Source organism: Streptomyces sp. NPDC058678, assembly GCF_042714835.1.
GTDB lineage: Bacteria > Actinomycetota > Actinomycetes > Streptomycetales > Streptomycetaceae > Streptomyces.
Map to the genome: position 1 here is coordinate 233,668 of NZ_JBHXSG010000005.1, position 13,600 is coordinate 247,267.

At 68.5% G+C, this 13,600-nt stretch carries 12 protein-coding genes and 1 pseudogene; 7 read left to right on the forward strand and 6 right to left on the reverse strand.

What is annotated here, in order from left to right; all coding sequences use genetic code 11:
• Nucleotides 1-219: 219 nt before the first annotated feature.
• From ACFWWR_RS08025 to ACFWWR_RS08035, 3 genes are all read right to left on the reverse strand, one after another.
• The gene (locus tag ACFWWR_RS08025) at nt 220-1,023 is read right to left on the reverse strand and encodes a GntR family transcriptional regulator (RefSeq protein ID WP_383869708.1); all 804 of its coding nucleotides are present in this window, start codon (nt 1,021-1,023) and stop codon (nt 220-222) included.
• A 580-nt stretch (nt 1,024-1,603) separates the two neighbouring features.
• Complete coding sequence (locus ACFWWR_RS08030) at nt 1,604-2,989, reverse strand: MFS transporter (RefSeq protein ID WP_384302514.1); 1,386 nt, start codon at nt 2,987-2,989, stop codon at nt 1,604-1,606.
• Nucleotides 2,990-3,156: 167 nt separating this feature from the next.
• The gene (locus tag ACFWWR_RS08035; protein WP_383869703.1) at nt 3,157-4,080 is read right to left on the reverse strand and encodes an ABC transporter substrate-binding protein; all 924 of its coding nucleotides are present in this window, start codon (nt 4,078-4,080) and stop codon (nt 3,157-3,159) included.
• 459 nt (nt 4,081-4,539) lie between these two features.
• Here ACFWWR_RS08035 and ACFWWR_RS08040 point away from each other — a divergent pair, with 459 nt between their 5' ends.
• Nucleotides 4,540-4,782 (forward strand): hypothetical protein, encoded by a 243-nt coding sequence (locus ACFWWR_RS08040; protein ID WP_383869701.1) that lies wholly within the window; start codon nt 4,540-4,542, stop codon nt 4,780-4,782.
• Here ACFWWR_RS08040 and ACFWWR_RS08045 read toward each other — a convergent pair.
• Nucleotides 4,763-5,434, reverse strand: a complete 672-nt coding sequence (locus ACFWWR_RS08045) for a hypothetical protein (protein ID WP_384302516.1) — start codon at nt 5,432-5,434, stop codon at nt 4,763-4,765. The genes ACFWWR_RS08040 and ACFWWR_RS08045 overlap by 20 nt on opposite strands.
• A gap of 288 nt (nt 5,435-5,722) precedes the next feature.
• On the opposite strand from ACFWWR_RS08045, the gene ACFWWR_RS08050 reads away from it, so the two are divergent.
• The 4 genes from ACFWWR_RS08050 to ACFWWR_RS08065 all read left to right on the forward strand — a co-directional run bounded on the left by ACFWWR_RS08050 (nt 5,723) and on the right by ACFWWR_RS08065 (nt 8,023).
• Nucleotides 5,723-6,784, forward strand: a complete 1,062-nt coding sequence (locus ACFWWR_RS08050; RefSeq protein WP_383869865.1) for a YihY/virulence factor BrkB family protein — start codon at nt 5,723-5,725, stop codon at nt 6,782-6,784.
• 89 nt (nt 6,785-6,873) lie between these two features.
• Nucleotides 6,874-7,293, forward strand: a complete 420-nt coding sequence (locus tag ACFWWR_RS08055) for a phage holin family protein (RefSeq protein ID WP_383869697.1) — start codon at nt 6,874-6,876, stop codon at nt 7,291-7,293.
• Nucleotides 7,290-7,760, forward strand: a complete 471-nt coding sequence (locus ACFWWR_RS08060) for a DUF3618 domain-containing protein (RefSeq protein WP_383869694.1) — start codon at nt 7,290-7,292, stop codon at nt 7,758-7,760. Before ACFWWR_RS08055 ends, ACFWWR_RS08060 begins: the two co-directional genes overlap by 4 nt.
• Nucleotides 7,757-8,023, forward strand: coding sequence for a DUF4235 domain-containing protein (locus ACFWWR_RS08065; protein WP_383869692.1), 267 nt, complete (start codon nt 7,757-7,759; stop codon nt 8,021-8,023). Before ACFWWR_RS08060 ends, ACFWWR_RS08065 begins: the two co-directional genes overlap by 4 nt.
• A 161-nt stretch (nt 8,024-8,184) precedes the next feature.
• Here ACFWWR_RS08065 and ACFWWR_RS08070 read toward each other — a convergent pair whose 3' ends face one another.
• Nucleotides 8,185-10,248, reverse strand: a complete 2,064-nt coding sequence (locus ACFWWR_RS08070) for an RICIN domain-containing protein (RefSeq protein ID WP_383869689.1) — start codon at nt 10,246-10,248, stop codon at nt 8,185-8,187.
• Between the two features lie 230 nt (nt 10,249-10,478).
• The gene (locus ACFWWR_RS08075; protein ID WP_383869686.1) at nt 10,479-11,546 is read right to left on the reverse strand and encodes a LacI family DNA-binding transcriptional regulator; all 1,068 of its coding nucleotides are present in this window, start codon (nt 11,544-11,546) and stop codon (nt 10,479-10,481) included.
• Nucleotides 11,547-12,041: 495 nt separating this feature from the next.
• Here ACFWWR_RS08075 and ACFWWR_RS08080 point away from each other — a divergent pair, with 495 nt between their 5' ends.
• Both ACFWWR_RS08080 and ACFWWR_RS08085 read left to right on the forward strand, forming a co-directional pair.
• Nucleotides 12,042-13,355: an extracellular solute-binding protein gene (locus tag ACFWWR_RS08080; RefSeq protein ID WP_383869683.1), complete on the forward strand. Its 1,314-nt coding sequence runs from the start codon at nt 12,042-12,044 to the stop codon at nt 13,353-13,355.
• A pseudogene (locus ACFWWR_RS08085) lies at nt 13,352-13,600 on the forward strand (sugar ABC transporter permease); the annotation flags it as partial. The gene ACFWWR_RS08080 and the pseudogene ACFWWR_RS08085, both read left to right, overlap by 4 nt.

The following is a 13,600-nucleotide window of genomic DNA, read 5'->3' on the forward strand; positions in this document are numbered from 1 at the left end:
CACGGTGATGCCGCGCGGGGGCCACGGCTCCATCGAGGTCAGCTCGCCCAGGACAACCCCCGCGAACGAGTTGACCTCGATGTTCCGCCGGTGGAGACGCCTCTGCCACGGTCCCCTCCGCCGGCCGCGATGCCGGTTCTCATCGCGCCGCTCGGCGCGGCCCATACGCACATGCCTCGGCGGCGTCGCCCTCGCGTCGCCGCCCAGGCGCGCCCCGAGTCAGGACTGACCACCGCCGACGATCCCGAGCGCGGTCCGCGTGGCCATGGGCTCGTGTTCCGGGGCGATGTCGGCCAGCACGCCCAGGGCAGTGCGCGCGAGATGACGGGCGATCACGCTCGCGGCCTCGGCCGGACTGCTGGTCCGCAGGGCGTCCAGCAGCGCTTCGTGATCCTTGTGCGCCCGAGCCCATGAACCGGGCACCCCGAGCTGAGCGAGCCGGATGTAGCGCTCGCTCTGTTCGGCCAACGAGGCGAGCATGCGCTGCAGATGCGGTCCCACCGCGCGGGTCGCGATGCCGTGGAACTCCTTGTGCGCGGCGTACCACTCGTCCGGGCTGTCATGGCCCGCCAGTTCCTGCATCCGCAGCAGGACCTCGGCCATGCGCTCGACGTCCTCAGCGGTGAGCGACTTGGCCGTCATGCTGACGGCCAGCGTCTCCAGCATGATGCGAGCGCCGTACACACCGTCCAGGTCCGCGGGGTCCACGCCTCTCACCCGTGCCCGCTGGTCAGGGCTCGCGTCGATGAGCCCTTCTTCTTGAAGCAGCCGGAACGCCTCGCGCATGGGCGTACGGCTGACGCCCAGCTTCCGGGCCATCTCGGCCTGCAGCAGCACCGACCCCGGGGGCAGTTCGCCACTGAGGATCATGGTGCGCAGCCGGCCGTGCACATCCAGGGCGAGACGACGTCCGCCCACGGCGACTCCGGGGGAGTCGTCCGGCGGCACGGACACCACCTTGCCGTCACCGCCGTCCACGGCCGACACCTGGTCTTCGAGAGACTCGCTCTTACTCCTGGTCACGCCGGGAGTCTACCCAGAGTGTATGCAGACTGTGCGCAAAACGACGAGGATTCGGGCGCTAGCCCACAGGTGGGCCGCCGGGAGCGTCCCTTGCTGCCGAGATACCCGAGCGACTGTATCCACATCGCCCCTCCAAGGTGCGTGGGTCAGCAGTAGTCGCGTGCCGTTCCGGGGCACCCTCACCGACCCGGCAGCGTTGCGTCGCGCGCTGCCGGAATGCCGTCACGGACCAGGATCGCCGTCGTGGGCGAGAAGATGGGTCCCGGGCACCTGTCCTGTGGCGACGCCGATCTCCGACTCGAAGAACCGCACGATCGCACCCCGGTCCATGGCTGGGGCCGATGCCGCGACCGCCTTGCCGTGTCCGCCGCCGCACTGGCGGCCTGCGGTATCTCCCGGGGTCTGAGCTCCGGCGTCGCGCCTTGACGGGCTCGCCTCCGTACGCGACCGCCGCCCCCGGCAGTCGTGCCAAGGGCGGCGGCGGGCGGCATTTCATGTCACCAGGGGCCTGGACTTCCCACAGTGGGCTGATCGCGGGCCGAAGTCCGCGCGGCCGACCTCGGATGGCCCTGCGCCCGGGTCAGCCGTGTTCCAGCACAGGGCGCACAGACCCGCCCGCGCCCCCGTGCTTCGCGGGGGCTGCCGTTCCCGGCGGGCGGGGTACCAGCCCGATCAGTACGGCCCCGAGGATGCCGGGCACGGCGAGGGCGTAGAAATTCCACCGGAGCGACAGCCCGGCGCCGATGATCAGCCCGAGCAGCGGCGGCGCGAGCATCGAGCCGAGACGGCCGAACCCCAGCGTCCAGCCCATCGCCGTGGCGCACATCCGCACGGGATAGTGCTTGGAGACGTAGGCGAGGATGAACGACTGCGTACCGATCGTCCCGACGCCTCCCAACGCGACGGCCGGGTACAGCGCCGCCGTGGGCAGCCGCAGGCTGAGCACGATCACGGCTGCTGCTGCCAGGAGAAAGGTCGTGCCGATGATCGGCTTCGAGCCGAGTCGGTCGGCTGCCAGGGCGATGATGATCGTGCCGACGACGGCACCGAGGTTGAACACGAGGAGGAATCCGAGCGCGGAGCCGGAGGAGTGGCCCGCCCGGCGCATGATCTCCGGGAGCCAGGTGTTGAGTCCGTAGATCATGAACAGGCACAGGAACGTCATGGCCAGGAAGCACAGAGTCGCCAGGAAGTAGCTGGGCGAGAAGAGGGCTTTCACCGAGGACATGCTGCCCGAGTCGAGTCCCTTCGGCTGCTTCTCGGCCGCCGGTACGTCTTCTTGAGCGTCGTCCAACGGGATCTGCCAACGGTCGGCTGTCTTCTCGGCCTCCGCGTATCGGCCCTTCGCCTGGAGAAACGCGATCGACTCGGGCAGATATTTGACGGCCAGAGGCACGACCAGGAGAAGTGGCAGGAGACCCAGCAGGAACATCGCGTGCCAGCCGAACCGCGGAATGATGAAGATGCCGGTGAAGGCGGCGAGGATGCCTCCGACCGGAAAGCCACTGAAAACGATCGCATAGACCAGATTGCGCGTTCTCGGGTGCGAGTATTCTCCCGTGAGCGCGGTGGCTGTCGGCAGCACACCGCCGAGCCCGAGGCCGGCGAGGAAGCGGAACAGGCCGAACACCTCCGGGGAGGGTGCGAGCGCGCACAGGCCCGTCATCACCGAGAACCAGGCCAGGCACCCGATCAGCATCCTGCGCCGGCCCAGTGTGTCGGTGAGCGTGCCGACGGTCAGAGATCCCAGGAGCATGCCGATCAGGGCCACGGAACCGATCAGACCGGCGCCGGCCGGAGTCAGGTTCCAGCCCGGCTCGTGGAGAAGTGACGGAATCACGGCGCCGAATATGACCACGTCGTACCCGTCGCAGACGACGGTCATCCCACAGATGGCGAGCACCAGCAGTGTCACGGGCGGCCAGGTGGCGTTGCCGGGACTTCTTTCGCGACTGTCGTCGTGCATGACGAATTCCTCTCGCATTGCTTTGTCCGGGAGGCGTGCCTCGCCGCTTGATGCGGCGTACGTGAGCGGTGTGCCGCGGCCGCCGACGGGGCGGTTCTTTTCCGCCGCGCAAGCGGCATCAGCCTGTTCGCGGATCGGAGGCCGTTTTCGTGCTGACTGCGGGCCGGTCAATTTCCCGGGCCGGGCCCGATCAGAGAAAGGAGCGGGTGGGCGGGCCGCCAAGCGGGATCGAAGCGGCGGCGCAGGTCGGCCACCGCCCCAAGCCCGCGCAGGGTCACCTCGGGCGAGGTCGACAGGCCGGCGGGCCCCAGGAGTCCGGGGACGGCGGCCCGGGCGGTGGCCGGGGGCCAGCCGTGCCGGACCAGGGCTGCCTCGATGCCCGGTGCGCCGGAGGTCAGGAGTTCCGAGGCGCTGGTGCTGCAGACCTGGAGGTAGGCCCGGGTGTACCAGCTGGTGGCGGTGGCGCGGGGGGTGAGCACCACGTTGGTGATGAGGTCGGGTGCGGTCTGGAGATGGCCGCCGAGGCGGGGGTACCCCTGTTCGGCGCCGAGGACGTCGAAGGGCGGATGGAGGGTGGTCCCGTCCACAGGGCCCGCGAGCAGGGCCCGGAACCGCTGCAGGGTGCCGCCCACCGGCTCGAGCCGGTTCTCGGCCACCGGCAGGCCGACGACGTCGGCAAGCACGGCACGCAGCACGAACGCGAAGGCGCTCTGGGCGTTGTCGACCGCCCACCGGTCTGTCGGCGTCGGTTCGCCGGGCCGCCGGTGAACGGCGAGTTCGCCGATGCCCTCGGCCCGGACGGCCACCGGATCCCGCTTCAGTACGGAACGCAGCAGGTGGTCCGGCGAGGTGTGCATGACGTCGTAGTCGCCATCGTTCCAGCCGGCCAACTGCTGGTCGGAGGAGACGACCTCGACCAGGTCCACGTCCAGTCCGGCCCGGTCGAAGTACCCGGAGTCGAGGGCGTGGTACAGGTGCACGTCACCGGCTCCGGGGAAGACGGCCACGGTGAGCCGTTGTGTGGGCGGGTGGGCCACGCGGGGCGCGGTCGGCCCGGTGGATCGGTGCGGTTCTGCGGGGAGCGGTGGCATGTGGCCTCCTCGGGATGCCGGACGCGTGCCCCTGGTCCGATCACGCGAGAGCAGGAGCCGGCCGGCGGCCATGAGTCTTGGTGGAGGCCGACCGGGTACGGGAGCTGCACGGTCGGCGGCCGGTGCGATGTGGTGATGCGACGCCCGGGTGCTGAGTTGATGCGGTCACTTTCGGCGGCGGAGATACTTATGGGCGCCCGTGTGGGTCTCTCTGGCGGCCTGGGTCGGCTCCATCCGCCTCCAGAGGATCCGAGACGGCGATAGTGTGCACACATCGGCGAGGCAGCGTCCATACCTCGCGCAGCGAAAGATTTCGCGATGCCGCCCCATGCCGTAAACTTTGACCACTTCAAAGGTGCCGGGGCACACGAACGCACGGCATCGGGCGGCGAGTTGCCGAAACCGCCCTCTACCGAGCTCAGCCCTCTCCATCTAACGTAAAGTGAATACACATGAGGATTGGAGGCAGGCCGCGAGAGGTACGTGTACCGCATGAAGGCGGGCGGGCCGACCGTTGCGACGGCCGCCGACGGGTTGGGGGAGACGTGCCCTCAGGTCGGGATACGACTGCTCGCGGACTTCGCCGCGTGCGCTCTCACCGGCCTGCGCCTGTTCGCGTCCACCCCGCCCTCCATGCCGGACGATGCGAAGGTGAAAGCGCTCGTGGGGAGCGGCGACCGGCTCAGCGCCCCGGCCGCCTGAAGTGGGCATAGGGCGGATACGGCTTGAAGCAGATCAGCACCTCGATGGGGTGCCCGCCGCCAGGCTCCTGGACCAGCGTCGGGAGTGCCGCCATCAGCGCCGAGTGGCCTTTGACGACGCCCTCCTGCCGCGGGCCCCAGCCCGCCGCGTGGGCGAAGTGCGTGGCGGTCTCGGCGAAGACGTCCTGGCTGCCGAACAGGAAGAACGTTCGGGCGTGGGCGGCATGCCGCAGCTCGTCCCGGAAATCGGCCCTCTCCCAGCGTTCTCGCCAGGAGGCGGCGTCCCGGGCGGTGCGCGCCTCGTCGGTGCGGGCGGTCAGTGGAGTGCCGTTCACCAGCTTGCGCCGCAGCTCGGGCCACTTGCCGGGGCGTAGGCCGAGCGTGTGGTGGACCAGGACGAGGTCGACCAGCTCGCCGACGCCCTCGTCGGGCGGGAGGCCGTCGCGCAGCGGTACGTGGACGATCATGTGCCGGGAGTAGGCGGCGAAGGAGAACAGACCCGCGAGGCGGTTCAGCCCGTCATGGTCGCCGAGCAGCAGACCGATGGGCTTGGGGGCGCGCAGTGAGGTGTGGCGAAGCGACTGCCGGGGCTGGACGACCCGGTGCTGGTGGGGCCCGGTCCGGGGCCTGAACTGACGCAGCCTCAGGCGCATACGGAGTACCTCATGGCGACAGGATCGTACGCCGTGAGTCCCCTGCGCAACGGAGATTCGGCCGGCCCAGGACGTGAAGTGAGCCCTGCTGCGACTGAAGGTGCCGATCTGGTCACCGCCATCGGTCCGAGTCCCGGTGAGGCCGGGATGCGCGGCGGCCGGGTCTCGAGGCGGAGCTTGCGTACCGGCCGTCATCCGCTGCCCGCTCCGCGGCACACGTCCGCCGACCTCTGTCCTAAATGTCGAAAATGTGCGTATAGGCGGTGTTCAACCGGATACTCGTGCGTCATGACACGGACGATAAGAAAGCATGGAAGGCACACCGGGCAAGCTGAGGCAGGCCAAGAGGCCGAGACCGTGCGTGCACCGAATGCCGGGCCGGACGAGCAGGTGGAGCGGCGAGCGCCGGACAGGCCGAAGGACCTGCCCAAAGGCTCCTGGGGGACGGTACTGAAAGGCACACTGAAGGAATTCAAGAAGGACGAGTTGACCGACCGGGCCGCGGCGCTGACCTACTACGGGATCCTGGCGCTGTTCCCGGCCTTGCTGGCGCTGGTGTCCCTGCTGGGGATCGTCGGCCGGTCGGCGACCCAGCAGGTGCTGGACAACATTCAGACCCTCGCCCCGGGCGCGGCGCAGGACGTCCTGCGCAACGCGGTGCAGCAGATGCAGGGCAACGCGGGACTCGGCTCGATCATGGCGATCGTGGGTCTGGTGCTCGCGGTGTGGTCGGCGTCCGGCTATGTCGCCGCGTTCATCAGGAGCGCCAACGCGGTCTACGACGTCCCCGAGGGCCGTCCGGTGTGGAAGGTGCTGCCGGTGCGGGTCGGTGTGACCGTGGTGCTGATGGTCATGGCCGTGATCAGCGCGCTGATCGTCGTGTTCACCGGCGGTCTCGCAAAAGAAGTCGGCACCGCGCTCGGGGTCGGTGACACAGGCCTGACGGTGTGGTCGATCGCTAAGTGGCCCGTGCTGGTGGTCCTGGTGACTCTCATGATCGCGACCCTGTACTGGGCGACCCCGAACGCGAAGATCCGCGGCTTCCGCTGGATCACGCCGGGCAGTTTCCTCGCGCTGGTGATCTGGATGGTCGCGTCGGCGGCATTCGCGTTCTACGTGGCGAACTTCGGCTCGTACAACAAGACCTACGGCGCTATCGCGGGCGTGATCATTTTCCTGGTGTGGCTGTGGATCACGAACCTGGCGATCCTGCTCGGCCTGGAGTTCGATGCGGAGCTGGCCCGGCAGCGGGCTGTCGCGGGCGGTCATCCGGCGGAAGACGAGCCGTACGTCCAGCCGCGCGATACCCGGAAGTGGGACGACGAGGACCGTCGCCGCCTTGAATCCTGAGGCCTGCGGAGCATGGGGGTGCCGAGGGTGCCGCCCAACGATGGTGGGACAGCTACGCCGGAAGCACTGACGAGGACAGGTGAGCACTCATGACATCAGACGGCTCCCGCCGCACCGGCGGAGCAGAGCAGGAACCGGTGAGCGACCTGGTCCAGCTTGCCTCGCGGCAACTGTCGCAACTGGTCCGGGACGAGATGCGGTTGGCGCAGGCCGAGATGACCGAGAAGGGCAAGCGGTTCGGCAAGGGCGGCGGTCTGTTCGGCGGTGCCGGCCTGATGGGTGTCCTCACCCTGCAGGCACTGGCGGCCACTGCGATCGCCGCGCTGTCGCTCGCCATGGATGTATGGGTGGCGGCGCTGATCGTCACCGGTGTTCTGGCCGCCGTCACCGCCGTGATGGCTGCGCTCGGCAAACAGCAGATCGGCAAGGCCTCCCCGCTGGCACCGGAACGCACGGTGGGCAGCGTCAAGGCCGACGTGGCCGAGATCAGGGAGAAGGCACAGCGATGACCCACGACAAGTCACAGCCGGGCAAGGAGGCGGCACCCTCCCCGGAGGAACTGCGCGAGCAGGTGGAGGCGACCCGTGAGGAACTCGGCGAGACCGTCGAGGCGCTCGCGGCGAAGACCGACGTGAAGTCCCGTGCCCACGAGAGGACGACGGCCGTCAAGCAGCAGGTCGCCGAGAGGACCACGCACGTCACAACCCAGCTGCGCGACAAGGCGACGCACGCGGCCCACTTGGTGCAGGACAGGACCCCTGAGCCGGTACGCACCAAGGCGGCCGCGGCCACCGTGCAGGTCCGCGACAAGGCCGTGCACGTCGGAGAGCTGGCCCGGGAGAAGGCCCCGGAACCGGTCCGCGAGAAGGCCGACCAAGGCATGCGGATGGCACAGGCCAACCGCACACCACTGTTCGTCGCGGCGGGCGCGGTCATCGCGCTACTGCTCGTACGTCGTGCCAGGAGGCGGCGATGAAAGCCTCGAAGATCGCCTACAAGCCCGTCGGCCTGGCGCTCGGCGCCGCCAGCGGCGTACTGGCCGGCGGAGTGTTCAAGCAGGTCTGGAAGAAGCTCGGACACGAAGAGGACGCCCCCGACGCCACCGACGAGGACCGCACTTGGCGCGAGGCCCTGTCGGCGGCGGTCCTCCAGGGTGCGATCTTCGCCGGCGTCAAAGCCATGGTCGACCGCGGCGGCGCCGTCGCCACCCGCCGCCTGACCGGCACTTGGCCCGGTTGACTCGTCGGTCGGTGTCCGGCCTGTCCCCTCCGGGCGCGGAGCGCGTCGGCGGTTCCCTGAGGCTGTGACAGGGACAGGGGCCTCCTGGTACTCGGTTTCGCATCCCGGTCCCGAGTCGGCAGGAGGCCCTGCACGCGGCCCGACGAGGGGACGACGGCCGGTCAGTTGACGCGGACGATCTTCCAGAGCTGGTCGTCGACGTTCACGTCGTTCCACTGGACGACGGCGGCGCCGTTGCTGGTGGAGGACTGGGCGACGCCGGCGTTGAGGCCGCTGTTCACGTTCTTGAGTTCGTAGTAGCCGTTGCCCGCGTCGGTGAGGGTCCATTTCTGCGAATCGGCGGTGGAGGGCGTGTTCTGGACGACGGCGGCTCCCGCGGTGGTGGAGCCGCTGCGGATGTCCAGGTTGAGGTTGCTGTTGACGTTCTTGACGGTCCAGGCTCCGCCGCCCGCGGACTGGAAGGTGAACAACTGGCAGCGACAGGCGGAGTTCTGCCACTGGTCGGCGGCCGTACCGGTGGCGGTGGAGGCGCCGGGGATGTCGAGGTACTTACCGCTGTTCTCGTTGACGAAGGTGTACTGGCCGGTGCCCAGCGGCGGCAGGGCGGTCTGGGCGAGGTTCCAGCGCTGGCAGGCGCAGCTGGTGCCGCTCCACTGAACAGCGGTGGTGCCTGTGGTGGTGGAGGCGTTGGGAATCTCCAGGTACTTGCCGGTGACGCGGTTGGTGAACGTGTAGCCGCCGGACGGGTGCGGGGCGACGGCCCATTCGTGGTCCAGGGTGCCGTTGTCGTCCCACTGCAGGATTCTGGCGCCGTTGGCGGTGGACTGGTTCTCCACACCGAGGACCTTGCCACTGGCCACGTTGAAGATCTTGAAGTAGCCGGACGGCTGCTGGACGAAGCGCCACCGCTGGTCGTTGGCACTGGTGGAGTTCTGCTGCGTGGCGGAGGCCCCGTTGCTGGTGGAACCGCCCGAAATGGTCAGCCTGAGGTCGCTGTTGGCGTTGGAGAGGGTGTAGGTGGCACCGTCGGAGATGCCGCCGCCCAGGTCGATGGTGCTGTACGTGACCGGATTGACGCCGGTGCTGCGCCCACTCCCCCCGCTGAGCACCAGCAGGCTGTGGCCGTCGGTCAGCGGGAGCATGCCCCGGCTGTATCCGCCGGCGACGTTGGAGTTGATGCGTGTCCAGGCGTTCGCGGCGCCGTTCTCGGTGTTGAGGAACAGGTCGCTTGTGCTGTAGGCGCCGACGACGAGGGTGCCGTCAGGACCGCCGGTGGGCAGCCAGGTGATGTAGGGCGTGCTGGTGGGAACCAGACCGTCCGTCGACCGCAGTGGAATGCCCGTGACGGAGTCGAACGCCTCCGGGTCGGAGGAGATCTTGTAGTAGACGGCGAAGTTGCCGGTGGGGGAGCCGCCGTACTCGTACGTCATGACGTAGTTCCCGTTGGGCAGCCTCGCGACGGTGGCCATACCCGGGCGCTGGCTGAAGGTGGGCACCGCCACGTCGTCCACGACCGGCCCCCAGTTGCGCAGGTCCGTGGAGACCTGGTGCACGATCTTCTGACCGTGGTCGGGGTCGCGCTGGTCGGAGTAGTAGACGATCAGTTTGCCGCCGGAGACGAGGAAGAACGGCTCCCACACGGGAGTGTTGCCATTGCCGTTCTGGTCGAAAGCCGGGCCGCCGGTGGCGATGTTGCTGACGAAACTCCAGGACTGTCCGCGGTCCGTGCTGGCATAGACGTCGATCTTGATGGCTGAGCGGTCGGCAGGGACGGAGGCTCCGGCGGCGAGGATGGTTCCTGCGGGGAAGCCGCCCATCGCCGTGGGCAGTTCGAACAGCTCGGGCTGCCAGCGCATGCCCCAGCCGTTCTGCGTGTCGGCGACCTCGGAGATCTTCGTCCAGGAGTTGCCGTTGTCGGTGCTGCGGTAGATCGGGAAGACCGGCGTGCCGGAGGTGTACTGCTCGAAAGTGGCGAGCATCGTGCCGTTGGCCGAGCCGTTGTACTGCATACGCATCGCGCGCGGGTAGTACGACCCGGGCGAGGGCGCGTTCGACGGCGGCGTGTACATAGTCTGCGACGGACGGGACAGCGCCTCCGCCCGGCCGGCGGCCGGCAGGACCAGCGTCCCGACCACGGCGAGCAGGGCGACCATCGACATGAGGAGGAAGTGAGGACGAGAACGCGGAACAGCACCGGATCTGGCGCCTGTCTGCGAAGTGGACATGTGCGGCTCCCGGGGAAGGGATGGGGATGTGTTCGGTGCCCGCCGCACGCCGGGTCGGCCCGGGCAGGAACGGCGGAGTCGATGAGCGGCGCCAGGCGACGCCGCCGTGCGGGCGACGTCGTCGCGGTGAGGACGGCACCGGCAGGCCTCGGGCGGCATGGCCGTCGGGCGGCAGAGATGGTGCTCAGGGGCGTACGTCCGTACGCCCCTGCTGCGACCGGGGTGGGTGCTCAGGTGGTGTGAAGTTCTTCCGGCCCCTGGTGGCGGGACGGCGGGGGTGCGGTCGAGCCGCGGACGACGAGTTCTACCGGGGGCTCGCTCGCCGGAGGCAGGTCGGTCTCCGGCGCCTCGATTGCGTGCACGAGCAGCCTGATCCCTTCCCGTGCCGCGGCGTCGAAGGGCTGACGCACGGTGGTCAAGGGAGGGGTGACGTAGGCGAAGACGGGATTGCCGTCGAAACCGACGACGCTGATGTCCTCCGGCACACGACGGTCGGCTTCCCGCAGTGCGTGGATCAGGCCGATGGCCATCTCGTCGCCCGCCGCGAACACCGCGGTCACCGAGCTGTCCGAAGCCAGCTCGCGGCCTGCCGCGTAGCCCGAGGCGGGTGACCAGTCCCCCTCGAGCAAGGGAGGTTCGTGCGCGCCCCGCGCGGCCAACGCCGCCCGCCAGCCCTCGACACGGTCCTTCGAGGCGTACCACTGCCCGGGACCCGCGAGGTGATGAACGGTGGTGTGTCCCAGATCCAACAGGTGATCGGTGGCCGCCCGCGCCAGCGCGTACGCACCCACACCCACCGTCAGGGTCCGAGCAGAGCTGAAGGCCGGCGGTGCGCCCAGGAAGAGGACCGGCACGTCGACGCCGACGGAAACCTCTCCTTCCACAATGGGTTCCGAGACGACGACGCCGTCGACTCCCTGTTCCAGAAGCGACGTCACGGCGCCGGCGATCCCCTTCGGGTCACCGTCCACCGTGTTGACCACACGCAGTGCGTAACCGGCATCCCGTACGGCCTTCTCGACGCCCACCAGGAGTGAGGCGGTTCCGTATCCGGCCGTCCCCAGGGCGACGACACCGATGGAACGGTTCCGCCCCGAAGCCAGCGCCCTGGCCGCATGGTTCAGCCGGTAGCCGAGTTGTTCGGCGGCTTCGAGGACGCGTCGGCGCACCTCGTCGGAGACATACGGCTCATTGTTGAGGACCCGCGACACCGTCTTGCGCGAGACGCCGGCCGCACTGGCCACGTCCGCACTGCGCGGCGCGGGGGCCCCTGTGCTGCGCCCCACCACTGGTGTCATGAGAGCTCCTATGGCCGTATGCCCGTATCGAACGAGGTCAGCTGTATGACCGCGCGGTCACTGACCGCGCGGTCATGTCTACGTAGCCGCAGTGCCGTACGTCAAGAGCGCGCACAGCACCACTTCCGTTTCCCGCGACGTTTTCGCCTTCGGGCAGGCGCGCCGGGGTACGTCGCAACGACCTCGGGAGATCAGCATCCGGCCACGCGTCGACGCTGGTGAGGTGCCGGATGCTCGGCCAGGGCCACTTCGGTCGCAGCGCCTGGGAGCCTCGTCCGACCGTCGGGTCGAGCGGATTCAGGAATTTCCGCATGTGCGACACGTCGCCTGCGGAGTCTTGACAGCAGGTCGCCACAACGTTCAATCTTCGACGCGTCACCGCTCGCGTTTGTTCGATCGCGATTGGTTCTGGTCGCAATGGGCGACCCCCTTCCCGCCATACCCCCTCGCGCCGATGCGCCATGCCCGGGTATGACAGCCCCATCAGGAGCCGAAATGCGCCATTCCTCCCTTGGTCAGCTCATGCCTGATCCCAGCCGTCGCCGCCTGCTGCGCGGGGTGGGCGGCGCCGCCCTGTTCGCGGGTGCCGGCATCCCGCTGCTGTCCGCCTGCGGCAGCAGTGGCACGTCCTCCGATCCCAAGACGGTCAGCCTCGGGTCCAACGCCTCCGACGCGGTGCCGAAGAAGGCGTTCGCCGCCGTCTACGCGGCCTACAAGAAGCAGTCCGGGATCACGGTCGACGTGAACACCAAGGATCACAACACGTTCCAGGAGCAGATCAACTCGTATCTGCAGGGCACGCCGGACGACGTGTTCAACTGGTTCGCGGGCTACCGCATGCAGTTCTTCGCGGCCAAGAAGCTCGCTTCGCCGATCGACGACGTGTGGGAGAAGATCGGAAGCAACTTCCCCGAGGCGATGCAGAAGCTCAGCAAGGGCGAGGACGGCAGGTACTACTTCGTACCGATGACCACGTACCCCTGGGCGCTCTTCTACCGCAAGAGCGTCTTCCAGCAGCACGGCTACGAAGTCCCCACCACCTGGGACCAGTTGGTCGCCCTGTGCAAGCAGATGAAGAAGGACGGTCTGGTTCCGATCGCCTTCGGTGACAAGGACGCCTGGCCCGCGATGGGCACCTTCGACCAGATCAACTTCCGCCTCAACGGCTACGACTTCCACGTCGAGCTGATGGCGGGCAAGGCTTCCTGGACGGACGCGAAGGTCAAGGCCGTCTTCGACCACTGGTCCGAGCTCCTCCCCTACCATCAGGACGGCTTCATGGGCCGCACCTGGCAGGACGCCGCCCAGACCCTGGTGTCGAAGAAGGCCGGCATGTACCTCCTGGGCACCTTCGTCGGCCAGCAGTTCAGCGACAAGGCCGACCTGGACGACCTCGACTTCTTCGCCTTCCCGGAGATCAACTCCGAGTTCGGCCAGGACACCGTCGAGGCGCCCACCGACGGCTTCATGGTCAGCAAGTCCCCGAAGAACCGCGACGGTGTCGTGAAGCTGCTCGAGTTTCTGGGCACGCCGGAGGCCGAGGAGATCTACCTCAAGGTCGACCCGAGCGTCGTCGCCGCCTCCAGCAAGGCCGACACCTCCGCGTACTCGGCGCTGCAGAAGAAGGCGTTCGAGATGATCAGCAGCGCCAAGAGTCTCACCCAGTTCATGGACCGCGACAGCCGCCCCGACTTCACCTCGACGGTGATGCAGCCCGGACTGCAGAAGTTCCTCCAGAACCCCAAGGGCGTCGACAGCCTGCTGTCCTCGATCGAGCGCCAGAAGAAGACGATCTTCGCAGCCTCATGACGACCGCCACCGACACGAAGAGCCCGGAGGCGGCCGACGTACCGCCTCCGGGCCCCGCGCCCGCGAAGAAGCGGGTCTCCCAGGGCCACCAGCGCCTGCTGACCCGCCGTGATCGCATCACGCTCGCCTTCATGGCGGGCGTCCCCACGGTCCTGCACATCGCCCTCGTGTGGGTGACGGCCTTCGCCTCGATCGCGCTGGCCTTCACCACCTGGGACGGCATCGGGTTCGACTCGATCAAGTGG